We start from the raw sequence: 26,412 nt of genomic DNA, 5'->3' as shown, positions 1-26,412 counted from the left end.
GGATGCCAGCCTAACTTAGACTCGATCTAAAGTTGAGCCGTGTACATTTTCTGCCCGGACGACAAGTGCACCCGCGCCCGGCGACGGAGCGGCACGCACCGGGACCGGCCCCGACGGCCCACACACGACGGTGCCCCCCACCGAGAGGTGAGGGGCACCGTCTGTGGCCGGAAGACCGTGGGCGTCAGCCCAACCGCTCCACGAGGGCGCGGTGTTCGTCCCACAGCTCCTTCGGCGTGTGGTCACCGAAGGTGTTGAGGTGCTCGGGGACCATCGCGGCCTCGTCGCGCCAGACCTCCTTGTCCACCTCCAGCACGAAGTCGAGGTCCGAGTCCGTCATGTCGAGCCCGTCCCGGTCGAGGGACTCCTTCGTCGGGAGGATGCCGATGGGCGTCTCGACGCCCTCCGCCTCGCCGTTCAGCCGCTGCACGATCCACTTGAGCACGCGGCTGTTCTCGCCGAATCCGGGCCAGACGAACTTGCCGTCCTGGTCCTTCTTGAACCAGTTGACGTAGTAGATCTTCGGCAGCTTGGCCTGGTCGGCGTTCTTGCCGATGTTCACCCAGTGGGCGAAGTAGTCGCCCATGTTGTAGCCGCAGAAGGGGAGCATCGCGAACGGGTCGCGGCGCAGCTCGCCGGCCTTGCCCTCGGCGGCGGCAGTCTTCTCGCTGGCGACGTTGGCGCCGAGGAAGACGCCGTGCTGCCAGCTGAAGGACTCCGTCACCAGCGGCACCGCCGTCGCGCGGCGGCCACCGAAGAGGATCGCCGAGATCGGCACACCCCTCGGGTCCTCCCACTCCGGCGCGATGATCGGGCACTGCCCTGCCGGGGTGGTGAAGCGGGCGTTGGGGTGGGCGGCCGGAGTCCCGGACTCTGGAGTCCAGTCGTTGCCCTTCCAGTCGGTGAGGTGAGCGGGCGTCTCCTCGGTCATGCCCTCCCACCACACGTCGCCGTCGTCGGTGAGGGCGACGTTGGTGAAGACCGAGTTGCCCCAAAGGGTCTTCATGGCGTTGGCGTTGGTGTGCTCGCCGGTGCCGGGTGCGACGCCGAAGAAGCCGGCCTCCGGGTTGATGGCGTACAGCCGTCCGTCCTCGCCGAAGCGCATCCATGCGATGTCGTCGCCGATGGTCTCCACCGTCCAGCCCTTGACGGTGGGCTCGAGCATGGCGAGGTTCGTCTTCCCGCAGGCCGAAGGGAAGGCGGCGGCGACGTACTTGGACTCACCGCGCGGCGGCGTGAGCTTGAGGACGAGCATGTGCTCGGCGAGCCAGCCCTCGTCGCGCGCCATGACGGAGGCGATGCGCAGCGCGTAGCACTTCTTGCCGAGCAGTGCGTTGCCGCCGTAGCCCGATCCGAAGGACCAGATCTCGCGGCTCTCGGGGAAGTGGGAGATGTACTTGGTGCTGTTGCACGGCCAGGGCACGTCCTGCTCCCCGGCCTCCAGCGGGGCGCCGACGCTGTGGACCGCCTTGACGAAGAAGCCGTCCTCGCCGAGCTCGTCGAGGACCTGCTGTCCCATGCGCGTCATGGTGCGCATCGAGACGGCGACGTACGCGGAGTCCGTGATCTCGACGCCCAGCGCGGAGAGCGGGGAGCCGAGGGGGCCCATGCAGAAGGGCACGACGTACATGGTGCGGCCGCGCATGCAGCCGCGGAAGATGCCCCCAGAGCCTTCGGCCTGGGAGGTGCCCCCACCTTCGCCGTTCTCGCCCTGGAAGACGGCCCGCATCTCGTCAGGGGCCTTCCAGTTGTTGGTCGGACCGGCGTCCTCCTCCTTCTCGGAGCAGATGAAAGTACGGCCCTCGACGCGTGCGACGTCGCTGGGGTCGGAGGCGGCGTAGTAGGAGTGCGGCCGTTTCACCGGGTCCAGCTTGGTGAACGTGCCCTTCTCGACGAGCTCTTCGCAGAGGCGCTCGTACTCCGATTCGGAGCCGTTGCACCAGACGATGCCGGCCGGTTCTGTGAGAGCGGCGATTTCCTCGACCCAGGAGACCAGCTCCTGGTGGCGGGTGGGAACGGGGTTGATGGCGGGAGCCGCAGAACTGCGCGCCACGATCTCTCCAGACGTTGAGGGTTCGACGGATAACTGCACTGGTATCCGGATTTTTTGGCTTGCTGCTTCAACTCGCCCCTTGGGGGCCGCGACCCGGATGCGTTCGTGATGGTGCTGGGCTGGTGCGTCTGCGCGGCTCGCTCATCCGGTGTCACCCTTGCTCCTCTGAGCATGTGAGCGTATCGGCTGCCTGTCCAGATGGAAAGGATGTGTCCATCACCACTCCGATGAGCGGCATGGACCCTCGGAAGAGCATGTCGCCGGTTACGAACCCGTAGCTACGATGGGCCGTATGACTGACGCGCCTCGTCCGCTTGAGCCCGTGAACTGCGCGGACTCCGAAGACGACGCGGACGGAACCGAGAAGCCGGAAAGCACCGGCAGTTCTGCCGCAGCCTCCTTCGAGTCGGCCGCCGCGGCGGTGACTTCGGCCGCCTCCAGGGGTGCCGCGGCCTTTCCCGCGCTGATCAAGCCAAGGCTGCGCGGATGGCTGCACGCCGGGATGTTCCCCGCCGTCCTCACAGCCGGGATATTTCTCACCGCGCTCGCCGACAGCACCCGCGGCCGGATCGCCTGCGCCGTCTACACGCTGACGGCCTGTCTGCTCTTCGGTGTGAGCGCGCTCTACCACCGGGGCGAGTGGGGCCCGAAGGCGAACGCCGTACTGCGGCGCCTCGACCACGCGAACATCTTCCTGATCATCGCGGGGACGTACACGCCGCTGACGATCCTTCTGCTCCCCGCCGGTTCGGGGACGCCTCTGCTGTGGGGGGTGTGGGCGGCGGCCCTGTTCGGCATCGGGTTCCGCGTGTTGTGGGTCGGTGCTCCGCGCTGGCTCTACACGCCGTGCTACATCGCGATGGGGTGGGCGGCCGTCTTCTACCTGCCCGAGTTCATGCGCAAGGGCGGCATCGCCGTGCTCGTGTGCGTGATCGTGGGTGGCCTGCTCTACAGCGCGGGCGGTGTCGTCTACGGCATCAAGCGGCCGAACCCGTCACCGCGGTGGTTCGGATTCCACGAGGTCTTCCACTCGTTCACGCTGGCCGCGTTCGTCGTGCACTACGTGGGGATCTCGCTGGTGGCGTACCAGCACGCGTAGCCCTCGCCGGGCGGGCGGAACGGTTCGGTCCGGCGCGGGCCGCCCAGGTGCCGCCCACCCCGGCGTCCGCGCGGAACCCCGCGGCAGGCGGTGCCTAGGACGTCGGCGTGCGGCGGATGGAACGGCCCGCGAGGGCGTCCGTGCGGCGGCCGTCCTCCATGACGAAGCGGCCGTCGATCAGCACGTGCGGGATGCCGGTGGGCAGCACGCGCGGATTGTCGAACGTGGCGCCCGGGGCGACCGTCTCCGGATCGAACAGGACGAGGTCCGCCCGGTAGCCCTCCCGGACCAGGCCCCGGTCGGGGAGGCGCAGCCGTGCCGCCGGGCGCGAGGTGAGGTGCGCGACGCACTCCTCCAGGGAGAGCACGCCCAACTCCCGTACGTAGCGGCCGAGATACTGCGGGAAGGTCCCGTAGGCGCGCGGGTGCGGCTTGGCGCCCTGGAGGATGCCGTCGCTGCCGCCGGTGTGAGCCGGGTGCCGCATCATGTGGCGCACGTTCTCCTCGTGGCCCACGTGCTGGAGGATCGTCGTGCCGAGCCGGTCCTCGATCAGCAGGCGCCGGGCCGTGGTGAACGGCTCCTCGCCGTTCTCCTTCGCCGACTGCGCGACGGTCCTGCCGACATGGCCGGCCAGGGCGGGATCGTTGACCCCGGAGATCTCGATCGTGTCCCAGTCCATGGGGACGCCGTGGCAGCCGTCGGCGCCCTCCACCTCCATGACATGCCGGATGCGGGAGCAGGTCTCCTCGTCCGACAGCCTGGCGAGGATCGCCTCCGGACCGCCGGCGCTCGCCCAACTGGGCAGCATCGCCACGAGAGTCGTGCAGCCGGGGGTGTACGGATACGTGTCGAGGGTGATGTCCGCGCCGGCGGCGAGCGCACGGTCGAGCAGGTCCGTCAGCTCGGGAGCGCGGCCCTTGTTGACGCCGAAGTTCATGGTGGCGTGGGCGAGATGGAGCGCGCAGCCCGCCTCCCGCGTGACGGCGACCATCTCCTCGTAGGCATGGAGGGCGCCCTCGCCGTACGAGCGGTGGTGTGGGCAGTAGTAGCCGCCGTAGGCGGCCACCGTGCGGCACAGTTCGGTGAGTTCGGCGTCGGAGGCGTACATGCCGGGCGTGTACGTGAGGCCGGAGGACATGCCGACCGCGCCCTGCTCCAGGCCCTCGGCGACCAGGCGCCGCATGGCCTCGGTCTCGGCGGCGGTCGCGGGGCGGTCGTCCCAGCCGACGGCGAGCATGCGGACGCTGCCCTGCGGCACGAGGTAGGCGGCGTTGACGGCCGTGCCCTGGCGGTCGATGCGGTCCAGGTACTCGCCGACCGTGCGCCAGTCGAAGTCGACGGAGGTGTCTCCGGGCGCGCTGCCGTTCCAGCCGGTGATGGCGCTGCGCACCTCCGTGAGGGTGCGGTCGTCGACCGGTGCGTAGGAGAGGCCGTCCTGGCCGACGACTTCGAGGGTGACTCCCTGCGCTGCCTTGGCGGAGTGGTCGGGGTCGCGCAGCAGGGCCAGGTCGGAGTGGGCGTGCATGTCGATGAAGCCGGGGGCCACCACGAGCCCCGTGGCGTCGAGCGTCCGACGGGCCCCGGCCGTGCGGGCGCCGGTGCCGTCCGACTCCCGGGTGATGGCCGTGATGCGGCCGTCCTCGACGGCGACGTCGGCGCGGTAAGGGGCGCTCGTCCCGGAGCCGTCGACGATGTCGGCGTTGCGGATGAGCAGGTCCATGAGGGCGGTCCCTTCGGAGCCGGTGCGGGCCGTCCGCCCGTCAGAAGAACGTGCGGACGTAGCCGGTGACCGTGCCGTCCGCAGTCGTCTCGGGGATGAGCTGCCACTTGTCGAAGATCGTGCAGGGGTGTGACAGGCCGAGACCCACCCACTCCCCGACCTCCAGGGGCGCTTCGGTGCGGACCCAGGCGTGCTGGTCGGAGAGCGCCGTGACGGTGATGCCCTGCGCCGGGCGCGTCGTGCCGTCGCCGGCGCGCACGGTGTGGGGCTGCGGCAGGTGCAGGTCGAACGCGGCGTCGCGCTTGCCCGCGTTGAGGAACGCCTGGTCGGGAGCGGGACGGGAGACGACCTGCGCCCAGAGCGTGAACGCCGCCTGCAGCGCGCCCTCTTCGGGGATCCGGTTGAAGGGCGTCTTCTCCCGGTAGGCGCCGTCGTCGTGCGACACGTACGCGCCGGAGCGGAGCAGCTTCAGCACCGGCCGCGAGAGCGGCGGCAGTTCGGCGAAGACTTCGGCGACGGCGTCGAACCACGCGCTGCCGCCGGCGCTGAGCACGATCTCGGTGAGACCGTCGAAGCGTCCGGCGGCGTCGAACGCGGCCGCGAGCGCGTTGAGCCGGCGCAGCCACGCCGTGACCGTCTCGGGGGAGGCGTCGGGGACTTCGCCCTCGTAGCCCGCGACTCCGGCCAGCCGGAGGGTGGATGTGCCCGCGACGGCGGTGGCGATCGCTTCGCACTCGGCCTCCGTGCGGGCTCCCGTGCGGGCGCCTTCGCCGGCGGCGAGTTCGACGACGACGTCGATGGGACGCGCCGCCCCGGCCTCCTTCAGGGCGGCGTCCATCTGCGCGACGCCCTCGGTGGAGTCGGCGTAGCAGATGAAGCGGAAGTCCGGGTCGGCGTCGAGCTCCCGGGCCAGCCAGCGGAGCGCGGCGGGGTCGACGAGTTCGTTCCCGAGAAAGACGCGCCGGATCCCGAACGCCCGGGCCACGCGCACCTGATGGGGCACGGCAAGCGTGATCCCCCAGGCGCCGTGGGCGAGTTGGCGGTGGAAGAGCTGCGGGGCCATGGAGGTCTTGCCGTGCGGGGCGAAGGAGAGGCCGTGCCGCTGCGTGTAGGTCCGCATCAGGGCGAGGTTGTGCTCCAGACGCTCCGCGGACAGTGCGAGGACCGGCGTGGTGAAGCCCCCGGTGAAGAGGTTGCGGCCCTCTGCGGTGAGGTCGGCGACGGTGGAGCCGGCGGCGTCAGGGGGCAGCCCCTTGAAGCGGTGATCGATGCGCTCCTCGGCGAGGGAGGCGAGAGGGTCCGCGCCGGCCATTTGGACTCCTACTCCTCGGCATTGCTTCGTTGCGTTGCAGTAAATGCAATAGACATTGCGTATTTCGCTCAGAGCTGTTTAGCATCCCGCCGAACACCCGTCAATCGATGAGGGAGCGGATGCCGACAGTGGTGAGTACCGACGTCGTCTGCCTCGGCGAATCCATGGTCACGTTCCTGCCCTCGCAGGCCGGACGGCTCGCGGACGTGCCGTCCTTCGAGCGGGCGATCGGTGGGGCCGAGTCCAACGTGGCCTGTGCGCTTGCCGGTTCGGGGCACTCCGTGCGGTGGGTCAGCCGTGTCGGTGCCGACGGGTTCGGCGACCACCTGGTGGAGACCATCGCCGCGCGCGGGGTCGACATCGGCTTCGTCGGACGCGACCCGAGACGGCCCACGGGCATCTACTTCCGTACGGAGGGCGAGCGCCCCACCACGCTGGACGCAACCGGTGACAGCGGCGGCGCGGCCGAGGTCGTCTACTACCGCGCCGGGTCGGCCGCTTCCGCCATGTCGCCGCAGACCGTGGACCTCGGCACCGTCGACGACGCCGACGTGCTGCACGTCACAGGCATCACCGCCGCTCTGTCGGAGGAGTGCCTGGAGCTGATGCGCGTGCTCACGGGCCCGCGCCCGGACCGACCGCTCGTCTCCTTCGACGTCAACTACCGCGTCGGCCTGTGGGACCGGGCCGAGGCCGATGCGGCCCCCGGCCCCGGCGTGCTGCTCGAACTCGCCCGTGGCTGCGACGTCGTCTTCGCCGGCGAGGACGAGGCCGCCGCGGCGTGGGGCGTGACCGGCGGCCCCGAATCGCTCAGGGAGCGGCTGCCCGAGCCGGCGGTGCTCGTGGTCAAGCAGGGAGGTGAGGGAGCGACCGCGTTCGTGCGCGGCGACGAGGGCGGTGACGGCGAGGCCGCCGACACCGTCCACTTCGAGCCCGCCCTGCGGATCGACGTCGCGGGTGCCGTCGGTGCCGGAGACGGATTCGCCGCGGGGTTCCTCTCGGCGACGCTTCGCGGACTGCCCCTGGCCGAGCGGCTGCGGCACGGTCACCTCACCGCTGCGGCGGCCCTCACCGTGCCCGGCGATCTCGCGGAGCCGCCGTCGCGCGAGGTCGCCGACCGCCTGGTGGCCCTGGACGACGAGGACTGGCGGGCACTGCACCTCGGTCCCGGCTGGAACACAGGGAAGGCGGACCCGTCATGAGCCAGACCGTCGACCGCGCACTGAGCATCCTGCCCCTGCTGGCAGAGGGACCGGCGAACCTCGAGCAGGTCGCGAACCGGCTCGGCGTGCACAAGTCCACCGCGCTGCGGCTCCTGCGCACGCTCCACGAGCACGGCATCGTCCACCGCCAGCCCGATCAGCGCTACCGGCTGGGAACGCGGCTCTTCGCGCTGGCGCAGCAGGCCGTGGAAAACCTGGACGTGCGCGAGATAGCCCATCCGCACCTCGTGGAACTGAACGCGAGGACGGGCCACACCATCCACCTCGCCGTCCACGAGGAGGACGAAGTCCTCTACATCGACAAGGTGGAGAGCCGCTATCCCGTGCGGATGTACTCGCGGATCGGCAAACCGGTGGCCATCACGGTCGCCGCGGTCGCGAAGCTGCTGCTGGCCGATCTGCCCGAGCAGGAGCGGCGGTCGCTCGCCGAACGGCTCGACTACCCCCGCTACACCTCCCGTTCGATCACCGACTCCGCGGCGTTCCTCGCCGAACTCGCGAAGGTGCGCGAACAGGGCTGGGCCACCGACCTGGGTGGCCACGAGGAGTCCATCAACTGCGTCGGCGCCCCGGTGCGCGGTCCGGACGGGCGTGCCGTGGCCGCCATGTCCGTGTCGGCACCCAACGTCGTCGTGAGCGCCGAGGAACTCCTCACCCTTCTCCCGCTGGTGCGGCGCACGGCCGACGCCATCAGCGACGAGTACTCCGGAAAGACCCCAGACAAGGAACGGCAGCAATGAGCGAGAAGCCGGCCAAGACGGCCCTCACACCCTCCACCCACACCGCGCCGCCCGCGAAGTTCTCGCACGGCGTGCGCAAGGGCAACATCCTCCAGGTCGCCGGCCAGGTGGGCTTCGCGCCCGCCGTACCCGGCCAGGCGCCCGTACCGGTGGGCCCGGGGCTGCGTGAGCAGACGCTGCGCACCCTCGCCAACGTCGAGGCCATCCTGCAGGAGGGCGGGGCGAGTTGGGAGGACGTGGTGATGATCCGCGTCTACCTCACCGACACGTCGCACTTCGCGGAGCTCAACGAGATCTACAACGAGTACTTCGCCGACCTCACCGAGGCCCCGGCGGCCCGCACGACCGTCTACGTCGGCCTGCCTGCCGGGCTGCTCGTCGAGATCGACGCGCTGGCCGTTCTCGGCTGAGACGGACCGGGCCCCGCCCGGACGGCTCCAGGTCGCCGGTACGAACCGGACGCCGGATCCCGCACATCACCACCCCCCGCTTGTCCCCATCCCTGCGAAGAGTCACGGCTGTTGACACAGAAAATCCGAGGTCCACCCATGCTGCTCGCATCCGCGCCCGAGAAGGCGCCACCACACACAGGCGGCCTTCTCGCGCTCATAGGCGGCACCCCAGGTCTGCTGATCGTCGCCGCCCTGGGCATCGTGCTGCTGCTGTTCCTGATCATCAAAGTCCGGTTGCAGCCCTTCGTGGCGCTCCTGGGCGTCTCCATAGCCGTCGGCCTGGCCGCCGGTCTCTCGGTCACCGAACTCTTCGGCACCGTGCAGAAGTCCGAGGCCGTCTCCCTCATCGAGGACGGGATGGGCGGCATCCTCGGCCACGTCGCCATCATCATCGGGCTCGGCACGATGCTGGGCGCGATACTCGAGGTCAGCGGTGGCGCCGAGGCGCTCTCCAGCCGTCTGCTGGCCCTCTTCGGGGAGAAGCGCGCACCGCTGGCCATGGGGCTGACCGGCCTCATCTTCGGCATTCCGGTCTTCTTCGACGTCGGCATCTTCGTCCTCGCGCCGATCGTCTACGCCGCCGCCAAGCGCTCCGGAAAATCGATCATCCTTTACGCGATGCCGCTGCTCGCGGGCCTGTCGATGACGCACGCGTTCCTGCCGCCCCACCCCGGCCCGGTGGCGGCCGCGGGACTGCTGAAGGTCGACCTCGGCTGGATCATCCTGATGGGCATCATCACCGGCATCCCGGCCGTGATCGCGGCCTGGGCGTACTCCGCGTGGATCGGCAACCGCCTCTTCGTGGAGGTGCCGCACGACATGGTCGAGGCGGCCGAGGAGGCCAAGGCGGCGGTCGCCGCCGAGCAGAAGGCGGCAGGCGTCTCCACGGAGAAGCCCGTCTCGCTCGGCGTGGTGCTCGGCATCATCGGCACGCCTCTCATCCTCATCCTGCTGGCGACGTTCTCGTCCATCGCGCTCGACCCGTCGACGCTCCGCTCCGTCATCGAGTTCTTCGGACACCCCTTCGTCGCGCTGACGATCGCGCTGCTGCTGGCGTACTGGCTGCTGGGACTGAAGCGCGGCTGGTCGCGGCAGTCGCTGGAGACCGTCTCGACGGCCTCGCTGAAGCCGATCGGCAACATCCTGCTCGTCGTGGGTGCGGGCGGCGTCTTCGGCGCGGTCCTGGACGGAAGCGGCGTCGCCCAGGCGCTGGCGGACACCTTCGGCGACGCGGGACTTCCCGTCATCGTGCTCTCCTACCTGCTCTCCCTGGTGCTCCGGGTCGCGCAGGGATCGGCGACGGTAGCGATCGTCACCACCGCGGGCATCGTGGCGCCGCTGCTGTCGTCCGGTGACTACTCGCAGCCGCACATCGCCCTCGTCATCATGGCGATCTCGGCGGGTTCCATCTTCGCCTCGCACGTCAACGACGGCGGATTCTGGATCGTCTCCAAGTACTTCGGCATCTCGGAGCGGGACACGCTGAAGTCGTGGACGGTGCTGGAGTCCGTCCTGTCGGTGGCGGGCTTCGCCGTTGCGGCGGTGATCAGTCCGTTCGTCTAGGGCGGGCCTGATCGACGGCGCCCCGTGCGGAACATCACCCTCCGTTTCTGGGGGCGCCGTTGGGGTCTTGTGGGGCTGCCTCTCCTGCGCCAAGAATGCACGGCGTCACCCCCGACGAATCACCTTCACATTTGATTCGATCAAGGAGAGGAACCCCCACATGAAGAGACCTCTCGTCGGCATCCTGGCCACGGCATTCTTCGGAGCCGCCGCGGTCACCGGGATCGCCGTCGTCCCTTCGACCGCCTCCGCCGCCGACGCCCCCAAGGCCGAGGCCGCCAAGGAGGCGAAGGACACGAGGGCCGCCGACGCCAGGAAGGCCAAGGCCGCACCGGACTTCGCCGGCACCGTCGCGCTGAGCAACTGCTCCGGCTCGCTGGTGAAGATGCCCGAGTCGAAGGCGTCGGACCCGGGGCTCGTGCTCACCAACGGGCACTGCCGTGAGGCGGGCATGCCGGAGCCGGGCCAGGTCATCGTCGATGAGGACGTGAAGCGCAACTTCACGCTGCTCGACGCCAAGGGCGATGACGCCGGCTCGCTGACGTCCACGAAGATCGCCTACGGGACGATGACGGACACGGACGTCACGCTCTACGAACTCGACGCCACGTACGAGGAGATCAAGAAGGACACGGGTCTCGACCCGCTCGAGGTCCAGGCGGAGCACCCCAAGGAGGGCACCGCCATGACCGTCGTCTCCGGGTACTGGAAGGAGACCTACAGCTGCTCCATCGACGCCTTCGTGCCCGAACTGCGCGAGGACGGCTGGACGATGAAGGACTCGATCCGGTACACGAAGGAGTGCGAGACCAAGGGCGGCACCTCGGGTTCTCCGGTGATCGACGACTCGACCGGGAAGATCGTCGGGATCAACAACACCCGTAACGAGGACGGCGAGGAGTGCACCCTCAACAACCCGTGCGAGGTGGACAAGGACGGCAAGGTCACCGTTCACGAGGGCATCGCCTACGGGCAGCAGACCCACACCCTCACCAGCTGCGTCGCGGCGGGGAACAAGGTCGACCTGAGCCTGCCGGACTGCAAGCTGCCGAAGCCGTAAGCGTCGGGCCGCCAGTGTCGGAGCCCGGCGGCTGCCGGCCGGCGGCGTGGTGCGGCGGCACCATGGCGCCGGCCCGGCGGTGACCTCCGCACACGGCCGAGGACGGACGACGCCCCCGGACAAGCTGTCCGGGGGCGTCGCGTGCGTACGGGGAGGTGGGGGACACCCCGCAGCAGCCGGCGGGCCGCACCCGCGGAGGGAGCGGCCAGGGGCTCGGACCTACGGCAGTCCGTGCACGTGCGGGCCGACCGTGCCGGACCACTTGTTGCCGTTCGCCGCGTCCCAGTTGGTCGACCAGGTCATCGCGCCGCGGATACCGGGGTACTTCTTCTCCGGCTTGAAGCTTCCGCAGTTGGTGCCCTCGGCGAGGCAGTCCAGGGCGTCCGTGACGACCTTCGGGTCGACGAATCCCGAGCCCGCCGCGCTGGAGGAGGCCGGCGTGCCGATCCCCACCTGTGAGGGGTCGAGGCCGCCCTCCAGCTGGATGCAGGCGAGGGCCGTCAGGAAGTCGACGCCGCCCTGCGCGTAGGTCTTGCCGTCACAGCCGTTCATCGAACCGCTGTTGTAGTACTGCATGTTGACGACCGTCAGATAGTCCTTGATGTTCAGCGCGGTCTTGAAGTACTCGGTCGAGGTGGACTGCATGTCGATGGTCTGCGGGGCCATCGTCACCACGACGTCGCTCTTCTTGCTGTGGATGGCGTCCAGCGCCTTGGTCATGTAGGTCGAGTTGAGACCGTTCTCCAGGTCGATGTCGACCCCGTCGAAGCCGTACTCGTCCATGAGGGAGACGATGCTGTCGGCGAAGGCGCCGGCCGAGGCCTCGTCGGCGACGCTGACGGCGCCCTTCTCGCCGCCCACCGAGACGATGACCGACTTGCCCGCGTCGTGCTTGGCCTTGATGTCCGCCTTGAAGTCGTCCTCCGAGCCGTAGCCCGTCGCCGGGTCGAGCTTGAAGTCGACCTGGCCCGGCGTGCCCGTGGCGTCGGCGAAGGCCACGGCGATGATGTCGTAGTCGTCCGGCAGGTCGGAGAGCTTCTGGGTCGTCGCGCCGTTGTCGAAGTTCTGCCAGTAGCCCGTCACGGCGTGCGCGGGTACGGCGGATGCGCCGACGGCGGGGGCCTTTCCGGCGGACGGGGCCTTTCCGTCGGACGCGACCGCGCCCGCGCTGGCGGCGCCGGCTGTGAGCAGTCCGCCGAGGGTCAGCGCCGCCGCTGTGACGGCGGCGAGGACGCGGGGGCGTGCATACCAGTGGGACAGGAATCTTGCGCGTGCCACAACTGCCTCCGGGGTGGGGGGAGATGGGAGGAAAGGTGTCGAGCGTGGTGCGCGGGCCCTGCGCTTCGCAGACAAGATGGTCCAGACCAATTGCCTTGTCAAGACTTCCGGCAGCCGTCCGAGCTCTTGTATTGATCGCCCTCGGGGGATTGGATGCGCCGGACAAGGCCTCTTCACAGGCAGGGCACTTCCAGGGGACGAGTGCGAAGGCGGTCGGCGATGGCAACCGAGGACAGCGAGAAGAGCGGGGCTGCGGCCTCCACCCCGGACTCGTCCGGCGAGGGCAAGGGCGGCTCCCGGCCCCAAGTACGCAAAGCCAGCTGGAAGTTGATCGGCCCCGGCTTCGTGGTCGCCGCGACGGGAGTCGGCGCCGGTGACCTGGTCGCCACCCTGATCGCGGGAAGCAAGTACGGCTACACGCTCATGTGGGCCGCGGTCATCGGCTGCATCGTCAAGATCGCGCTCGCCGAGGCGACCGGCCGCTGGCATCTGGCCACCGGCCGCACCATCTTCGACGGCTGGCGCTCGCTCGGCTCCTGGACCACGGTCTACTTCGCCGTGTACGTCGTCATCTGGGGCTTCGTCTACGGCGGAACGGCCATGTCCTCCTCCGGGCTTCCCCTGGACGCGCTCTTCCCCGGCGTGCTCGACCTCAAGGGCTGGGCGATCATCACCGGCCTCGTGGGCCTGGTGTTCGTCTGGTTCAACCGCTACGCGGTCTTCGAGAAGGTCATGACGTTCCTGGTCGGCGTCATGTTCGTGGTCGTCGTCTACGTCGCGATACTCGTGTCGCCCGACATCGGCGCCAGCTTCGCCGGGCTGGTCCCAGTCCTGCCGGACGGTTCGGTCTTCTACACCCTCGGCCTGGTCGGCGGGGTCGGCGGCACCATCACCATGGCCGCGTACGGGTACTGGGTGAACGCCAAGGGCTGGACCGACAGCGGCTGGATGAAGATGATGCGGCTCGACAACCGCGTCGCCTACGTCACGACCGGCATCTTCGTCGTCGCGATGCTGATCGTCGGCGCCGAGTTGCTGCACTCCACGAGCATCGCGATCGCCGAGGGTGACAAGGGCCTGGCCGACCTCGACAAGGTGCTCGAGGACCGCTTCGGCGCGTTCACCTCCACGCTCTTCCTCATCGGCTTCTTCGCCACGTCCTTCACGTCGCTGATCGGCGTGTGGCAGGGCGTGAGCCTGATGTTCGCCGACTTCGTGGAGCGGATGCGCGCCGCCCGTAGCGCGAACGACGCGGACGGCGCGAACGCCGGCGGCGAGGGTGAAGGCGGCAAGGCCGGGGTGCAGGCCGTGGCCCGCGGTCAGCGTGAGCGGTCGCTGCCCTTCCGCGCGTATCTGCTGTGGCTGACCTTCCCGCCCATGACCCTGCTCTGGCTGGAGCAGCCCTTCCTGCTCGTGGTGATCTACGGCGTGCTCGGTGCGTTCTTCATGCCGTTCCTCGCGCTGACGCTCCTCTGGCTGCTCAATTCGGGCCGGACCCCGCGGGAATGGCGCAACGGAATTGTCAGCAACGTGATGCTTTTCGTATCGGGAATGCTTTTCATCGTGCTGTGCGTGCAGCAGGTGAGGGAGATTCCCTGGTAAACAGTCGCCGACGAAACGGCACGAATCCCGGCAGTCGGGGACGAGTGCCGGCCCGCGAGCCGATTGACCTACGGAGGGCGCGGGGTAAGGCAGTAGAGCGGGCGGGCCGAAGCTGTTCCGAGGCAGGGCTCCCGCCCGTAAGGTGTGGTGTCGTCAGATCAACATTGACGATCGGGTACTCGGACCGGACCGGTCCGACTTGGAGCTCGGGGGCGGGGATGACCACTGCAATAGCAGTCACCAGCCACGGCCACATGCTGCCCCCGCCGGACCGGCACACGCCGCGGGCGCATGTGTACCAGGCGCCGGACGAGCAGCCGTTCGACGTGGCGCTCGCACAGACGCAGCGGCTGATCGATCAGAACGGCCATCTGATCGTCGTCCATCCCACGACGCTGCCCAAGCCCTTCCTGCACAGGCTCCACGCCATCCGCTCGGTCCTGGAGAGCGACCGCATCGCGCTGATGCCGACGCCACTGCCACCGCTGGGCACCGCGGTCCTCGTCCGGCAGTTGAGGCAGCTCTCGCTGTGCGAGTTCAGCCCCGGAGTGCTGGGCGCCGCTGTACGGCTCCTCTCGCACTACATCTACGCGGGTGCACTGCTGAGTTCCGTCGCGAAGCTCGATCATCTGCCGCTCTCGTACACGACGGCCGCGAGGTCCTGGAATCCCAAGGCCCAGTTCGCGGTGCTGGCCACGCCCACGCCGCAGCTGGTGCGCACGGACAGCGGCGCCCGCGGCGTCGTCAGGGCTGCGCTCACGGGGCCCCAGTTCCCGACGCACCTCACCTATGCCAACGGTCAGCTCAACTCCGACTGGGTCACCCGCTCCCTGGCGCCGCAGTGGCGCGTCGGCAGCGTGCAGGAGGCGTATCTGCCGGCAGAAGCGTCCCGCTGGTGGGGGACCGCCAAGCTCGTGGAGTTCGCCGCCGCGATCCCGGACGTCTCGGTGCTCTACCGGCTGGTCTCCTCGGTGCGGCGGGACGAGTGCCACTGGTGCGGCCTCGAACTCATCGGTGACCGCTGCGCGTTCTGCGCCGCGCCCGCCCCCTACGGAACCGGCTCACGGAGGGCGGCGGCGGTGCGCCCGGCGCCCGCCCGCAAGCGCTCCGGTTCCGCGCTCTCCTCCCGTACCGCTTCCGCTTCCGGCGGTTCCTCCTCCGTCACCGGAGAGGACGAAGGAGACCGTACGGACAACTCCCGAAGGGGCGCCGGCCTCGGCGCCTTCCTCAAGCAGAGGCACGCGGCCGCCGCCGCACGCTCCGACTCGCAATCCAGTCACGCCGTTGTCGCCGATCCCCGAGGTCTGTAGTCCATGAATTCACGCCAGCGCCGTGGCGTCATCCTGCTGGTCGTCTCCGTCCTGTGTGCCCTCGCGGCGTTCGGGGGCGTGCTGACACTCATACGCGACGTGGAGTCGAAGGTCGGTCCCGAGACGACGGCGTACGAGCTCAAGGCCGACGTGCCGCCGTACAGGTCCCTGGACGAGGGGCAGTTCAAGAAGGTGTCCGTACCGAAGCGCTGGCTTCCGGAGACCGCTGTCACCGACCTCGACGAGGTGCGCGGCAAGGTCGCCACCAACAAGCTGCGCAAGGGGTCGCTGCTTCAGGCGGACATGATCGACGAGCGGCCCGAACTCAAGCCGGGCCAGCAGGAGATCGCCATCATGATCGACGCCGAGACCGGCGTCGCCGGCAAGATCAACTCGGGTAGCCGGGTCAATATCTTCGCCACCTTCGAGGGTGAGCAGCAGACGGGCGGCAAGGGCCAGTCGGCGAACCAGTCGAAGGTCATCGTCAGTGACGCGAGGGTCATCGACGTCGGGAAGCTGACCCCGTTCAAGGAGAACTCCGGCGACGAGGACAGCTCCCGGCTGAGCGAACGGGACGGCGTCCCCATCACCTTCGCCCTCTCCACGGCCGACGCTCAGCGCGTCGCCTACGCGGAGTCCTTCGCGGAGCACGTCCGGCTCGCCCTGGTGGCGCCGGGCGACGGCAACGACATCCCCGAGAGCGAGAAGACGTACACGCTCACCGGGGACAAGTGAGGCAGGAATCAGCCGATGGTCACCCGCATTCAGCCAGCCGTCAGCGACCAGGAAGCGGCCCGGTCGGTCCTCGGCCTGCTCAGCCAGCTCCCGGACAGCGAGCCGGTGCCGGCCGCCACCGACTCCACCCAACTGCTCGATTCCCTCGCGCGGTTGGCCGAGGGGACCGTGGCGGACCTGCCGGAGGTCGTGCTCGTACACGAACTCATCCGCCCGATGCCCGCGTTGGAGCTGATCCGTGAGATCGCGCTCCGCTTCCCGGCCGTCGGCGTCATCCTCATCACCCGCGACACCAGCCAGCCGCTCTACTCGGCGGCGATGGACGCCGGAGCCCGCGGCGTTCTCGGGCTGCCCCTCAGCTACGACGACCTGGCCGCGCGGGTCGGCGCCGCCGCCTCCTGGGCGGTGGGCGTACGGAAGCATCTGGGCACCCTGCCCGAGGAGACGGTCGGCCCCGGCGGCACCGTCGTCGCCGTGACGGGCGCCAAGGGCGGCGTGGGCACGACCCTCACGGCGGTCCAGCTGGCGCTCGCGGCACAGGCGTCGGGACGCGGCACGGCCCTGGTGGACATGGATCTGCAGTCCGGCGACGTCTCCTCGTTCCTGGACGTGCAGTTCCGCCGCTCGGCGGCCGACCTCGCGGGCATCTCCGACATCTCCAACCGCGTGCTCCAGGACGCCCTGTTCGCGCACGAGTCGGGGCTCGGGCTGCTGCTCGCCCCCGGCGAGGGTGAACGGGGCGAGGAGGTCGACGACCGCGCGGCCCGCCAGATCATCTCCGCGCTCAAGGCGCGCTACGACATCGTCGTGATCGACTGCGGCACCCAGCTCAACGCGGCCAACGCCGCCGCGATCGAGACCTCCGACAGCGCGGTGCTGCTGACGACACCGGACGTGATCTCCGTGCGGGCGGCCAAGCGCATGGTCCGGATGTGGGACCGGCTGCAGATCCGCAAGGCCGAGGAGACCGTCACCCTCGTCAACCGGACCTCGCGCTACACGGAGATCCACCCGGGGCTCATCGCCCGCATCGTTGGCACGTCCGTTGCCGGGACGACGATTCCCGCCGGCTACAAGGAACTTCACGCCGCCGTCGACGCCGGACGCATCCAGGATCTCGACGTCAAGAGCTCGGTCAAGCAGGCGCTGTGGTCCTTCGCGGCCGAACTGGGCCTCGTCACCGCGGCGGAGGTCTCGAGCAGCAGCGGCGGCAAGCACAGCCTCAAGGCGTCGAAGGGCCAGGGCGGACAGTCCAAGCAGGCGCTGTCCGAGAGCGGCACGGAGTCCGACGGTCGCGCCCTGCCTGCGGGCGGATCGGGGAGTTCCCAGGTCCAGGCTGTGCAGGGCAGCCAGGGTGCGGAACGCCCGTCGGGTCAGGCCGGCCGCGGAGCCCAGCGGCCCCAGACGGCACCGCCCGGCCAGTTTCCTCCGCCACGCACCCCCCAGGCCCGGCAGGGGAGCACCCCCGGGGGCAGCCGGCAGGCCCTGCCCCCCGGCGCTTCGGGCGGCGAGCACGGCATACCCGGGGAGGCACCGGCGGCGGCCGTGGGCAACGAATACCGCGACCACCGCAGGCCGCACGAGCCCAACAGCGCGGCGCCCTTCCACACCCGCACCCGCGTGGGTCCGGTGGGCCCCGACATCGGGCACGTATCGGGAGGCCGGCACGCACGTCAGCAGGTCGACGACCTCGACGACGAGGGCGAGGCGAGCGTGTGGGGCGACAAGGGCGCCGTCACGGTGGAGTTCGCGGGCATGGCGCCCGTCGTGCTCGCGGTCCTGGCGATCCTGTGGCAGTGCGTCCTCGTCGGCTACACGTTCTCGCTCGCCGGAAACGCCGCCGACGAGGCGGCACGCGCCGCGACGGCGGCCGCGCTGAACGGTGACCCGGAGGGCGCCTGCGAGTCCGCGGCGACGAAGCACCTGCCGGCCGAGTGGCGGGAGAAGTCGACGGTCAGCTGCACCCTCGACGGCCATCTGTGGAAGGCGGACGTCGACCTGTCGGCACCTGTCCTCTTCCCCGGTGCGGGAAAGCTCCCCTTCAGCATCACCGGCACGGCCGGCGCTGCTGAGGAGGGGAAGTGAGAGCGGCATGAGACGGACGCGGACGGCCCGAAGTGCACTGCCGGGCCGGGCACTTACGCAGGTGGCGCGAGCCCTGGGGGCACGTTCCCGGGCCGGCGCGGGGCGCGCGGAGCGTGAGCGTGGCGCGTCCAGCCTGGAACTGGCGGGCATGATGCCGCTGCTCCTGCTCGTGGCCATGGCCGCGATCCAGCTCGGCGTCGCGGGTTACACCGTCCAGCAGGCCGGTACGGGCGCCCGCGCCGCCGCACGTATCGCGAGCCAGGAGGACCTGGCCGAGGACTATGAGGCGACCGGCAAGGCGGCCATGTCCGACTGGACGGCGTCCCGCGCCAATTTCGACCTCGGAGGGGGAGAGGACGAGGTGCGGGTGACCATCACCGTCACCATTCCGTCCGTCGTCCCCGGCGTCGACGACTTCGGCGACGCGACCCGATCCGCGACCATGCCGCGCGACTGATCACCGCGAACGCACAGAGAGGAGGCCGGAGTTGAGTCTGCGGGCCCGTATGACCACCCCTGAGTCCCGGACACGTACCGGGGCGGCAGCCGACGGCGGCACCGCCCACCTCGTGTCCGCCTACCGCACGAAGCTCCTCGAAGAGATAGACCTCGCGGAGATGTCCGCCCTTCCCTCGTCGGAGCGCAGGGCCCGCCTGGAGCGCGTGCTGGGGCACCTCATCAGCCGTGAGGGGCCCGTACTGTCCACGGTCGACCGGGAGTTGCTGATCCGGCGCGTCGTGGACGAGGCTCTCGGGCTCGGCGTCCTCGAGCCGCTGCTGGAGGACGCCTCCATCACGGAGATCATGGTCAACGGACCGGATCAGGTCTTCGTCGAGCGGTCGGGCCACGTCGAGCAGGTGCCGGTCCGGTTCGCCTCCGAAGAGCAGCTGATGCAGACCATCGAGCGCATCGTCTCCACCGTCAACAGGCGTGTGGACGAGTCGAATCCGATGGTCGACGCCCGCCTGCCGTCCGGCGAGCGCGTCAACGTCATCGTGCCGCCGCTCTCGCTCACCGGCCCGACACTCACGATCCGGCGCTTCCCCCGCGCCTACGCGCTGCACGAACTGATCGCGATGGGCACGCTCGACGAGCACATCGTCGCGCTGCTGTCGGGCTTCATCCGCGCCCGCTTCAACGTGATCGTCTCGGGAGGCACGGGCAGCGGGAAGACGACCCTGCTCAACGCGCTCTCCGGGCTCATCCCCGACCACGAGCGCATCATCACCGTCGAGGACGCGGCCGAACTCCAGCTCCAGCAGCGGCACATCATCCGGCTGGAGACCAGGCCGCCCAACGTCGAGGGCCGGGGCCAGATCACCGTCCGCGACCTCGTACGGAACTCGCTGCGCATGCGGCCCGACCGGATCATCGTCGGTGAGGTGCGCGGCGGCGAGACGCTCGACATGCTCCAGGCCATGTCCACCGGTCACGACGGCTCGCTGGCCACGGTGCACGCCAACAGCGCCGAGGATGCGCTGATGCGACTGCAGACCCTCGCCTCCATGTCGGAGGTCGAGATCCCCTTCGCGGCGCTCCAGGACCAGATCAATTCCGCCGTGGACGTGATCATCCAGCTCGCCCGCTTCCCCGACGGCACGCGGAAGGTCACGGAGGTCGTTCTTCTCGCCTCGCACGGCCGCGAGGTCTTCCGCATCGCCTCCGTCTCCCGCTTCGACGCCGAGCCCATGGGCCCGGACGGCAAGGTGCACGGGAGCTTCGCGCATCTGCCCGTGCCGCGGCGCGCCGCGGACCGGCTCCACATGGTGAGCGAGACCGTACCGCCCCTCTTCGGGGTCGCGAACGAAGAAGGCCAACTGAGCACGAGGGAGGCGGAGTAGAGCGCCCCCGGGCGGCTCCGAGGCCCCACTGAGAGACGGAACACCCCACGCAGCACCGAACTCAGCACCGAACTCAGCACCACCACCGCACCCAGGACGGACCACAGGACCCAGGACCACGTCATGGACACCACCGCACAACTCGCGCTCGGCGCCTTCCTGCTGGCCGGCGCGCTCGCCGTCGCCGCGGTCATGGCGTTCGCGTCGGGACGCGCACAGAACAAGGAACTCCTCGAGCGCCTCGCCGAGGAAGCGGCGGGCCGCGAACTGCCGTCCGGCCGGCGCCGTGTCTTCACCGGCGTGGACAAGCAGCTGCGCGGCACCCGGCTGGGACACCGCGTGCAGAGCGGACTGGCCGCGACCGGACTCGACATCACGGCGGGCGAGTTCACCGTCTACGTTGCCGTCGTCGTCGCGGGCCTGTGGCTGGTCGCCGCCTCCGTGCTCGCGCCGTTCTTCGGGCCGATCGCCGCGGTGCTGGGAGTGCTGGCCGCCAGCGCCTTCCTCAGCCACCAACGGCAGCGCCGCACGGAGCAGTTCATCAGCCAGCTGCCGGAGCTGTCCCGCATCCTCGCCAACGCCACCTCGGCGGGCCTCGCACTGCGTACCGCGCTCGGAATGGCGGCGGACGAGCTGGAGGCCCCGGCGGGAGAGGAACTCAAGCTCGTCAACAACCAGCTGGCCCTCGGCCGATCCGTCGAGGACGCGCTGAACGAGCTAGCCGAACGTCTGCCGTCGCGTGAACTCGTCGTCCTCGTCACGACGTTGGTCCTCGCGAACCGCGCGGGCGGCACCCTCGTGGCGTCGCTGCGCAACCTCACCGACACCCTCGAGGAGCGCAAGGAGACCCGACGCGAGGTGCGCACCATGCTCGCCGAAGTGAACGCCACCGCCTTCACGGTGCCCGTGCTGGGCCTCGGCGCGATGCTGATGATGAACTCGATGATGCCGGGCGCCCTGGCCCGCGTGACGGGGTCCGCGGTCGGTCAGCTCGCGATCATCGGCGCCGTCGGCCTCTTCGCCACGGGCTTCTTCGTCATCCGCCGCCTCGGCAAGATCGAGATCTGAGGAGGAGACCATGAGCGCCGTTCTGCCCTTCCTCCTCGCCGGTGTCGCCGGTGTCGCCGTGTACGGGGCCATCGCGGGCATCCGCATGTACCGCGCCCAGATCGAGCTTCCGAGCGACCTCGCCGTCGCCCTGGAGGTCGGTGCGACGCGAACGACGGCCCGGGAGGCCGCAGTCGACCGTCTCGGCATGCCCCTCGCGCCGCTCGTGCTGCGTCTGATGGGCGAGGAGCGCGTCAACGCCAAGCGCCGCAAGATCGACCGCGCCGGCAACCCGGGCGGCCTGACCATCCACCGGTACGCCGCGCGCCGCGCCGCGTACGGGGTCTTCGGCGTCGTCATGGCGATCGTCGGACTGGTCGCCGACAGCTGGCTGTTCGCGTTCATCGTGCTTGCCTTCGGCTTCACTGCCGCGGAGCTCGGGATCCGGCAGGCCGTCCGCGACCGCAGGCACGTCATCGAACGAACCCTTCCCGACTTCCTCGACGTGCTCGCCGTCGTCGTCTCCGCGGGCCTGAGCTTCCGTCAGGCGCTGGAACGCGTGGCCGAGCACTACGAGGGCCCGTGGGCCGACGAACTGCGCATCACGCTGAGGCAGATGGACCTGGGCGTCAGCCGCCGCGCGGCCTTCGACGAGCTGCGCAAGCGCAACGACAGCGAGCAGGTAGACCAGTTCGTCACCGCCCTGCAGCAGGGCGAGGAACTCGGCGCGCCCATCGCGGACACGCTCATCCAGATCGCGACGGACATGCGCCGTACCGACGCGCAGAACGCCCGCCGGCAGGCCGCCAAGACGGTGCCGAAGGCGACGATGACGACCATCGCCTTCCTGTTGCCGGGGACGTTGCTGCTGATCGTGGCCACCTTCCTTCTCGGCTCGGACACCGACTTCGGTTCCGTACTGAACGGGTGACGTGATGACAGCCCAACGGCCAGGCCCCACAAGCGATTCCGCCAAACTCCACAGGCGTTCTTCCGACCCCTTCGTCGGAGGCGGCCGATGTGGCACAGTCTGCATCCGGACAACAACGGTGGGCGACGCAGCGGAGGAGAAGCCGGAATGACTGGTCGTCGGCTCGTCACCACTCTGTCCCGCGGCCGCGCCGCGGCAGCCCGTTTCACAAGTGTCAGGACCGTGCAGAACTACAGCAGACAGGCCGGGGGCGTGCCGTCGCGTCCCGACCCGGCCATCATCGAAGGAGATCGTGATGTCGAAGGCCATGCACCGCTGGCGCCACCGCGTCGTGGACAGACTGCACGGGCGCTGGTCGGATCGCGGCGCCGGAGCGATCGAATACGCGGGCGTCGTGATCATCGTCGCCGGAATCATCCTGGCGATCCGGGGCCTCGGGCTCGACGACGCGATCTCGGGCGGGATCGCGAAGGCCGTCAACCAAATCCTGGGCGACTGAGCAGACGCTTCGCGGCCCGGGACGAGGGCGCCACGGTGATCCTCTACGGCGCCGTGATCACAGGCTTGCTCTTCCTGGCCTTCGCCTTCTTCGCTGTGGCCCAGGCGGGAACCGTACGCAACGGCGGGCAGTCGGCCGCGGACGCCGCGGCGCTGGCCGCGGCGCAGGACGACCGGGACGAGCTCTTCGAGGACTTCCTCGACGCCATTCTCGAGGGCAAGTCCATCGAGGACATCCTCGACGGCCTCGGCTCGCTGTTCGGTGACGGCTGCGGCGAGGCCGACCACTTCGCCGACCGCAACCGCTCGGACGTCCTCAGCTGCGACGGGGTCAACAAGGACGGGCACAACGGGTACACGGTGAAGGTCCGCACCCGTTTCGACACGGGCGACACGATCGTCCCCGGCGCCGACAACAAGAAGGCCGAGGCCAGTGCCACCGCCGTCATCAAGCCCCGGTGCCAGCTCGTGGACGAGGGCAAGCTCATCGAAATCGAGTGTGACGGCAAGGACTTGACCATCGACCCCGAGGACCTCGACCTCAAGCTCGAACCGTCGGATCTCTTCTCGGTGGTTCTGGTCGATTGACTCGCGGACGACGAACAGGGGACGAGCTATCCATGACCATTCGGCGCGCCTTGAGAGCCCGCGGACGGGGGACCGCCGTCGCGGCCACCGCCGGCCTGGTGCTCGCAGTGGCAGGCTGCAGCAGCAGTGGTGACGACGGCGGGGACGAGGGGAAGAAGCCGGACGGCGCCTCCCAGGAGGACGGCAAGGGCGGCGCGGGCGGCTCGGAGGAGTCGAACGAAGTGCTCGCCCAGGTGAAGGGCGGCAAGGGCGGAAACTTCGTCCTGACCATCAACTCGGCACAGCGTGACGACTCCGGATTCACCACGTTCAAGGGGACGTTGAAGAACGAAGGTCCCTCGGTCGTGGTACTGCCGGGATGGGCCAGCGAGGAGTCCGAACTCAAGAACAACGGGCTCTCCATGGCCGGGGCGACAATGGTCGACAAGAAGGGCAAGAAGCGCTACTTCATCCTCCGCGACACCAACGGGCACTGCCTGTGCACCAGGTTCACGGGCGGTCTGGATCAGGGCGAGACGTCCGAGTGGTACGCCCAGTTCCCCGCGCCGCCCGCGTCGACGGCCTCGGTCGACTTCCAGGTCGCGGACATGCCCAGTGCGAGCGTGAAGCTGTCAGGTGAGTGACGCGATGAGGCTCCCCGCCGCGCACGTGCTGCGCACCGTCCTGTGTACATCCGCTTCGGCCGTGCTGCTGACGACGTTCTGCGCGAGCGGTGCCCGGGCCGACGACCCCACACCCAAGCCCACGGTCAAGGTCCCCAGCGGCCCGACGTCCCTGCCCGGAGCGGACGATCCCACGACCATCCCGACCACCGCCCCCTCCCTCCCCGGCGAGGGCGGCGCGCCGGCACCCGACTACAGCGAGCCGCCGGACAACATCGGGGACTCCAAGCCGCCGGTGAAGGTCGACCCGCAGGCCGCCGGGCTCAAGCTCGCCGACGGGGCGAAGCTCGCGCCGTCGAGGGTGCTCGACATCAAGTTCGTCACCGAGGACCTGAGCGGCGAGGAGCGCCGCGAGGACAGCACGGGGAAGACGAAGTTCACGCTCCAGGCGGAGGTCCTCTTCCCGAAGGACAGCTCGAAGCTCGACAGCAGCGCCCAGTCGCGCATCCAGGAGATCGCCGACGAGATCGACTCGCAGCAGGCGAACGAGATCAACGTCTTCGGCTTCACGGACGACCTCGGCTCCTACGAGCACGGGAAGGCGCTCTCGAAGAAGCGGGCCAACGCCGTACAGAAGGCGCTGGCCGAGGAGTTGAACTCCACGATCACCTTCAACGTGCGTGGCTACAGCGAGGATTACCCCATCGCGGACAACAGCAGCGAGGAAGGCCGGAAGAAGAACCGCCGTGTCGAGGTGTCCTTCCCCCGCCAGGGCTGACGGCCGGGGCGGGGGAGTCGCCGACGGGGCGCCGGGCGGTCGGGACGCGGGGGCTCAGGCCGCTCGCGTGACCGCCGCCTGAACGGCGTGCTTCCAGTCCGTACGCAGGCGGTCCAGCTCCGCGAGGTCCGCCTGCGACCAGATCGTACGGCCGGAGACATACTGCCGGATCGCCTCGTTGGCTTCGGCGATGGTCTGACCGTCGGATGCTGGTGGCTGGGAAGTGGACATGGGTCAAGACTAGGGGCTCCCACTGACAACGTCGGCCAAATAGTGGGCGATTTAGGTCACGTGACGCCAACTCAGCTCATGTAAACCCCTCATGGGGCGAGGCGCGACGACTGCCCCGTAACAGCCCTGACCGGCGCCTTCAGCGCGGTGATCATGGAGCACGGAGGTCCCGCGCAGACGCCGGGGCCCTCGAGCGCCGGCCCGCACAGTGAGGCACACCTCATTACAGGACGTCCGGCGTACGAAGCCGGACAGGGTGGCCGGTCCCCGCTCTTCCGTTCCCCGGCGTCAAGCCGGCGCTCGTCGCGGAGGTCGCTCTTGGGGGTACTGCACGCGGCCCGCCCTCGCCCGTGCGGAACCCCGGCGGGCCGTGCGCGCCCGGCCGTCACGGCCCGGATCGACACGTCCGGCAAGTCAGTTGGTCCCCGGACTGACCGGCCGCAGCGGCTAGGGTGGGAACCCCCCCTCGGGCCGGTCCGTATCCCCCCCACGGACCGGCCCGCTTTTGCGTTCCGGGCCGGTGCGTCCAGCCGCCCGGCCGGTCACCGGGCGACGGACCCGCCGTCAGCTCTCGCTGCTCCGGGCCCAGATGTTGGTGCCCGGCTCGGAGACCGCGTACGAGTCGATCTCCCGCAGTTCCTCGTCCGTGAGTTCCGGCCCCTCGAGCGCCGCCACGTTCGCCTCCAGCTGCCGCACGCTGCTCGCGCCGATGAGGGCGGACGTCATGCGCGGGTCGCGCAGCACCCACCGCAGCGCCAGCTGCGCGAGCGACTGGCCGCGCCGCCCGGCGATGTCGTTCAGTCCGCGCAGCCGCCGCACCACGTCCTCGGTCAGCAGGCCCGGGTCCAGGGAGGTGCCCTTCGAGGCGCGTGAGCCCTCAGGCACGCCCTGGAGGTACTTGTCGGTGAGCAGGCCCTGCGCGAGCGGCGCGAAGGAGATGCAGCCCATTCCCTGCGACTCCAGGATGCCGAGCAGGCCGTCCTCCTCCGTCCACCGGTTCAGCATTGAGTACGAGGGCTGGTGGATCAGCGGGCGAACGCCCATCTCTCGCAGCAGCGCGGCGGCTTCGCGTGTGCGCTGCGAGTTGTAGGAGGAGATCCCGGCGTACAGGGCCTTCCCCTGCCGCACGGCGGTGGCGAGCGCCCCCATCGTCTCCTCGAGCGGCGTCTCGGGGTCGAAGCGGTGGGAGTAGAAGATGTCGACGTAGTCGAGGCCCATGCGCCGCAGCGAGGCGTCCAGCGAGGAGAGCAGGTACTTGCGGGAGCCCCAGTCTCCGTAGGGGCCGGGGTGCATCGGGTAGCCCGCCTTGGTCGATATGACGAGTTCGTCCCGGTACGGCCTGAAGTCCTGGTCCATCAGCTTGCCGAAGTTCAGCTCGGCGGAGCCGGGCGGCGGGCCGTAGTTGTTGGCGAGGTCGAAGTGGGTCACGCCGAGGTCGAAGGCACGGCGGAGGATCGCGCGCTGCGTCTCCAGCGCGCGGTCGTCGCCGAAGTTGTGCCACAGGCCCAGCGAGATCGCCGGGAGTTTCAGTCCGGAGCGGCCGGTGCGCCGGTATTCCATGGAGTCGTAGCGGGCGTCGTCGGCGCGGTGCGGGTGCAGGGGGGAGTCGTCCGTCATGGGCCCTTCCTATCAGCAGGGCCGAAGCGGCCCGGCTTCATCCAGGG

General features: G+C 69.7%; 24 protein-coding genes. 18 read left to right on the top strand and 6 right to left on the bottom strand.

Annotated elements, in window-relative coordinates; genetic code table 11:
• Positions 1-184: 184 nt before the first annotated feature.
• On the bottom strand, positions 185-2,053 hold the full coding sequence (locus G4Z16_RS10885) for a phosphoenolpyruvate carboxykinase (GTP) (protein ID WP_197350630.1): 1,869 nt from the start codon (positions 2,051-2,053) through the stop codon (positions 185-187).
• 292 nt (positions 2,054-2,345) lie between these two features.
• On the opposite strand from G4Z16_RS10885, the gene trhA reads away from it, so the two are divergent.
• Positions 2,346-3,152 (top strand): PAQR family membrane homeostasis protein TrhA, encoded by an 807-nt coding sequence (gene trhA, locus G4Z16_RS10880; RefSeq protein ID WP_197350629.1) that lies wholly within the window; start codon positions 2,346-2,348, stop codon positions 3,150-3,152.
• Between the two features lie 94 nt (positions 3,153-3,246).
• Here trhA and G4Z16_RS10875 read toward each other — a convergent pair whose 3' ends face one another.
• Positions 3,247-4,872 (bottom strand): N-acyl-D-amino-acid deacylase family protein, encoded by a 1,626-nt coding sequence (locus tag G4Z16_RS10875; protein WP_197350628.1) that lies wholly within the window; start codon positions 4,870-4,872, stop codon positions 3,247-3,249.
• 40 nt (positions 4,873-4,912) lie between these two features.
• Positions 4,913-6,184 (bottom strand): amino acid deaminase, encoded by a 1,272-nt coding sequence (locus tag G4Z16_RS10870; RefSeq protein ID WP_197350627.1) that lies wholly within the window; start codon positions 6,182-6,184, stop codon positions 4,913-4,915.
• Positions 6,185-6,303: 119 nt separating this feature from the next.
• Between G4Z16_RS10870 and G4Z16_RS10865 the strand changes: the two genes are divergently transcribed.
• The 5 genes from G4Z16_RS10865 to G4Z16_RS10845 all read left to right on the top strand — a co-directional run bounded on the left by G4Z16_RS10865 (position 6,304) and on the right by G4Z16_RS10845 (position 11,222).
• The gene (locus G4Z16_RS10865; RefSeq protein ID WP_246530789.1) at positions 6,304-7,386 is read left to right on the top strand and encodes a sugar kinase; all 1,083 of its coding nucleotides are present in this window, start codon (positions 6,304-6,306) and stop codon (positions 7,384-7,386) included.
• Positions 7,383-8,147, top strand: coding sequence for an IclR family transcriptional regulator (locus tag G4Z16_RS10860; RefSeq protein ID WP_197350625.1), 765 nt, complete (start codon positions 7,383-7,385; stop codon positions 8,145-8,147). Before G4Z16_RS10865 ends, G4Z16_RS10860 begins: the two co-directional genes overlap by 4 nt.
• Positions 8,144-8,557, top strand: a complete 414-nt coding sequence (locus G4Z16_RS10855; protein WP_197350624.1) for a RidA family protein — start codon at positions 8,144-8,146, stop codon at positions 8,555-8,557. Before G4Z16_RS10860 ends, G4Z16_RS10855 begins: the two co-directional genes overlap by 4 nt.
• 138 nt (positions 8,558-8,695) lie before the next feature.
• Positions 8,696-10,162 carry a GntP family permease gene (locus G4Z16_RS10850; protein ID WP_197350623.1) on the top strand — a complete coding sequence of 489 codons (1,467 nt, stop codon included), beginning with the start codon at positions 8,696-8,698 and terminating at the stop codon, positions 10,160-10,162.
• Between the two features lie 160 nt (positions 10,163-10,322).
• A complete protein-coding gene (locus tag G4Z16_RS10845) occupies positions 10,323-11,222 on the top strand; it encodes a S1 family peptidase (protein WP_197350622.1) in 900 nt (299 codons plus the stop codon).
• A gap of 219 nt (positions 11,223-11,441) precedes the next feature.
• On the opposite strand, the gene G4Z16_RS10840 is transcribed toward G4Z16_RS10845, so the two are convergent.
• Complete coding sequence (locus G4Z16_RS10840) at positions 11,442-12,500, bottom strand: chitinase (RefSeq protein WP_246530788.1); 1,059 nt, start codon at positions 12,498-12,500, stop codon at positions 11,442-11,444.
• 219 nt (positions 12,501-12,719) lie between these two features.
• On the opposite strand from G4Z16_RS10840, the gene G4Z16_RS10835 reads away from it, so the two are divergent.
• The 12 genes from G4Z16_RS10835 to G4Z16_RS10780 all read left to right on the top strand — a co-directional run bounded on the left by G4Z16_RS10835 (position 12,720) and on the right by G4Z16_RS10780 (position 24,517).
• A complete protein-coding gene (locus G4Z16_RS10835) occupies positions 12,720-14,102 on the top strand; it encodes an Nramp family divalent metal transporter (RefSeq protein ID WP_197350621.1) in 1,383 nt (460 codons plus the stop codon).
• A gap of 218 nt (positions 14,103-14,320) precedes the next feature.
• Entirely contained in the window at positions 14,321-15,412 is a 1,092-nt protein-coding gene (locus G4Z16_RS10830; protein WP_197350620.1) for a hypothetical protein, read from the top strand.
• 3 nt (positions 15,413-15,415) lie between these two features.
• Positions 15,416-16,147 (top strand): Flp pilus assembly protein CpaB, encoded by a 732-nt coding sequence (gene cpaB / locus G4Z16_RS10825; RefSeq protein WP_197350619.1) that lies wholly within the window; start codon positions 15,416-15,418, stop codon positions 16,145-16,147.
• Positions 16,148-16,162: 15 nt separating this feature from the next.
• On the top strand, positions 16,163-18,232 hold the full coding sequence (locus G4Z16_RS10820; protein ID WP_197350618.1) for a CpaE/TadZ family protein: 2,070 nt from the start codon (positions 16,163-16,165) through the stop codon (positions 18,230-18,232).
• 61 nt (positions 18,233-18,293) lie between these two features.
• Positions 18,294-18,689 (top strand): TadE family protein, encoded by a 396-nt coding sequence (locus G4Z16_RS10815; protein WP_246530787.1) that lies wholly within the window; start codon positions 18,294-18,296, stop codon positions 18,687-18,689.
• Between the two features lie 31 nt (positions 18,690-18,720).
• Positions 18,721-20,073, top strand: coding sequence for a TadA family conjugal transfer-associated ATPase (locus G4Z16_RS10810; RefSeq protein WP_197350616.1), 1,353 nt, complete (start codon positions 18,721-18,723; stop codon positions 20,071-20,073).
• A 123-nt stretch (positions 20,074-20,196) separates the two neighbouring features.
• The gene (locus G4Z16_RS10805) at positions 20,197-21,141 is read left to right on the top strand and encodes a type II secretion system F family protein (RefSeq protein WP_197350615.1); all 945 of its coding nucleotides are present in this window, start codon (positions 20,197-20,199) and stop codon (positions 21,139-21,141) included.
• Between the two features lie 10 nt (positions 21,142-21,151).
• Entirely contained in the window at positions 21,152-22,051 is a 900-nt protein-coding gene (locus tag G4Z16_RS10800) for a DUF5936 domain-containing protein (RefSeq protein WP_197350614.1), read from the top strand.
• A 295-nt stretch (positions 22,052-22,346) separates the two neighbouring features.
• Positions 22,347-22,550 (top strand): hypothetical protein, encoded by a 204-nt coding sequence (locus G4Z16_RS10795; protein WP_197350613.1) that lies wholly within the window; start codon positions 22,347-22,349, stop codon positions 22,548-22,550.
• A 53-nt stretch (positions 22,551-22,603) separates the two neighbouring features.
• Complete coding sequence (locus tag G4Z16_RS10790; RefSeq protein WP_343070797.1) at positions 22,604-23,137, top strand: hypothetical protein; 534 nt, start codon at positions 22,604-22,606, stop codon at positions 23,135-23,137.
• Positions 23,138-23,169: 32 nt separating this feature from the next.
• Positions 23,170-23,760, top strand: coding sequence for a hypothetical protein (locus G4Z16_RS10785; protein ID WP_197350612.1), 591 nt, complete (start codon positions 23,170-23,172; stop codon positions 23,758-23,760).
• Positions 23,761-23,764: 4 nt separating this feature from the next.
• Positions 23,765-24,517 (top strand): OmpA family protein, encoded by a 753-nt coding sequence (locus G4Z16_RS10780; RefSeq protein ID WP_197354339.1) that lies wholly within the window; start codon positions 23,765-23,767, stop codon positions 24,515-24,517.
• A gap of 54 nt (positions 24,518-24,571) precedes the next feature.
• On the opposite strand, the gene G4Z16_RS10775 is transcribed toward G4Z16_RS10780, so the two are convergent.
• Together G4Z16_RS10775 and mgrA are read right to left on the bottom strand one after the other, a co-directional pair.
• Entirely contained in the window at positions 24,572-24,748 is a 177-nt protein-coding gene (locus G4Z16_RS10775; RefSeq protein ID WP_197350611.1) for a hypothetical protein, read from the bottom strand.
• Between the two features lie 564 nt (positions 24,749-25,312).
• Complete coding sequence (gene mgrA / locus G4Z16_RS10770) at positions 25,313-26,365, bottom strand: L-glyceraldehyde 3-phosphate reductase (RefSeq protein ID WP_197350610.1); 1,053 nt, start codon at positions 26,363-26,365, stop codon at positions 25,313-25,315.
• Positions 26,366-26,412 lie beyond the last annotated feature (47 nt).

It is taken from the genome of Streptomyces bathyalis (assembly GCF_015910445.1).
GTDB classification, from domain to species: Bacteria; Actinomycetota; Actinomycetes; order Streptomycetales; family Streptomycetaceae; genus Streptomyces; species Streptomyces bathyalis.
This window is presented reverse-complemented; position numbering and strand designations above follow the sequence as displayed.

Excerpts from the sequence above, each read along its gene's own strand:
- trhA (WP_197350629.1), top strand. The coding sequence starts at position 2,346 with ATGACTGACGCGCCTCGTCCGCTTGAGCCCGTGAACTGCGCGGACTCC.
- G4Z16_RS10875 (WP_197350628.1), bottom strand. The coding sequence starts at position 4,872 with ATGGACCTGCTCATCCGCAACGCCGACATCGTCGACGGCTCCGGGACG.
- G4Z16_RS10870 (WP_197350627.1), bottom strand. The coding sequence starts at position 6,184 with ATGGCCGGCGCGGACCCTCTCGCCTCCCTCGCCGAGGAGCGCATCGAT.
- G4Z16_RS10865 (WP_246530789.1), top strand. The coding sequence starts at position 6,304 with ATGCCGACAGTGGTGAGTACCGACGTCGTCTGCCTCGGCGAATCCATG.
- G4Z16_RS10860 (WP_197350625.1), top strand. The coding sequence starts at position 7,383 with ATGAGCCAGACCGTCGACCGCGCACTGAGCATCCTGCCCCTGCTGGCA.
- G4Z16_RS10855 (WP_197350624.1), top strand. The coding sequence starts at position 8,144 with ATGAGCGAGAAGCCGGCCAAGACGGCCCTCACACCCTCCACCCACACC.
- G4Z16_RS10850 (WP_197350623.1), top strand. The coding sequence starts at position 8,696 with ATGCTGCTCGCATCCGCGCCCGAGAAGGCGCCACCACACACAGGCGGC.
- G4Z16_RS10845 (WP_197350622.1), top strand. The coding sequence starts at position 10,323 with ATGAAGAGACCTCTCGTCGGCATCCTGGCCACGGCATTCTTCGGAGCC.
- G4Z16_RS10835 (WP_197350621.1), top strand. The coding sequence starts at position 12,720 with ATGGCAACCGAGGACAGCGAGAAGAGCGGGGCTGCGGCCTCCACCCCG.
- G4Z16_RS10830 (WP_197350620.1), top strand. The coding sequence starts at position 14,321 with ATGACCACTGCAATAGCAGTCACCAGCCACGGCCACATGCTGCCCCCG.
- cpaB (WP_197350619.1), top strand. The coding sequence starts at position 15,416 with ATGAATTCACGCCAGCGCCGTGGCGTCATCCTGCTGGTCGTCTCCGTC.
- G4Z16_RS10820 (WP_197350618.1), top strand. The coding sequence starts at position 16,163 with ATGGTCACCCGCATTCAGCCAGCCGTCAGCGACCAGGAAGCGGCCCGG.
- G4Z16_RS10805 (WP_197350615.1), top strand. The coding sequence starts at position 20,197 with ATGGACACCACCGCACAACTCGCGCTCGGCGCCTTCCTGCTGGCCGGC.
- G4Z16_RS10800 (WP_197350614.1), top strand. The coding sequence starts at position 21,152 with ATGAGCGCCGTTCTGCCCTTCCTCCTCGCCGGTGTCGCCGGTGTCGCC.
- G4Z16_RS10795 (WP_197350613.1), top strand. The coding sequence starts at position 22,347 with ATGTCGAAGGCCATGCACCGCTGGCGCCACCGCGTCGTGGACAGACTG.
- G4Z16_RS10785 (WP_197350612.1), top strand. The coding sequence starts at position 23,170 with ATGACCATTCGGCGCGCCTTGAGAGCCCGCGGACGGGGGACCGCCGTC.
- G4Z16_RS10780 (WP_197354339.1), top strand. The coding sequence starts at position 23,765 with ATGAGGCTCCCCGCCGCGCACGTGCTGCGCACCGTCCTGTGTACATCC.
- G4Z16_RS10775 (WP_197350611.1), bottom strand. The coding sequence starts at position 24,748 with ATGTCCACTTCCCAGCCACCAGCATCCGACGGTCAGACCATCGCCGAA.
- mgrA (WP_197350610.1), bottom strand. The coding sequence starts at position 26,365 with ATGACGGACGACTCCCCCCTGCACCCGCACCGCGCCGACGACGCCCGC.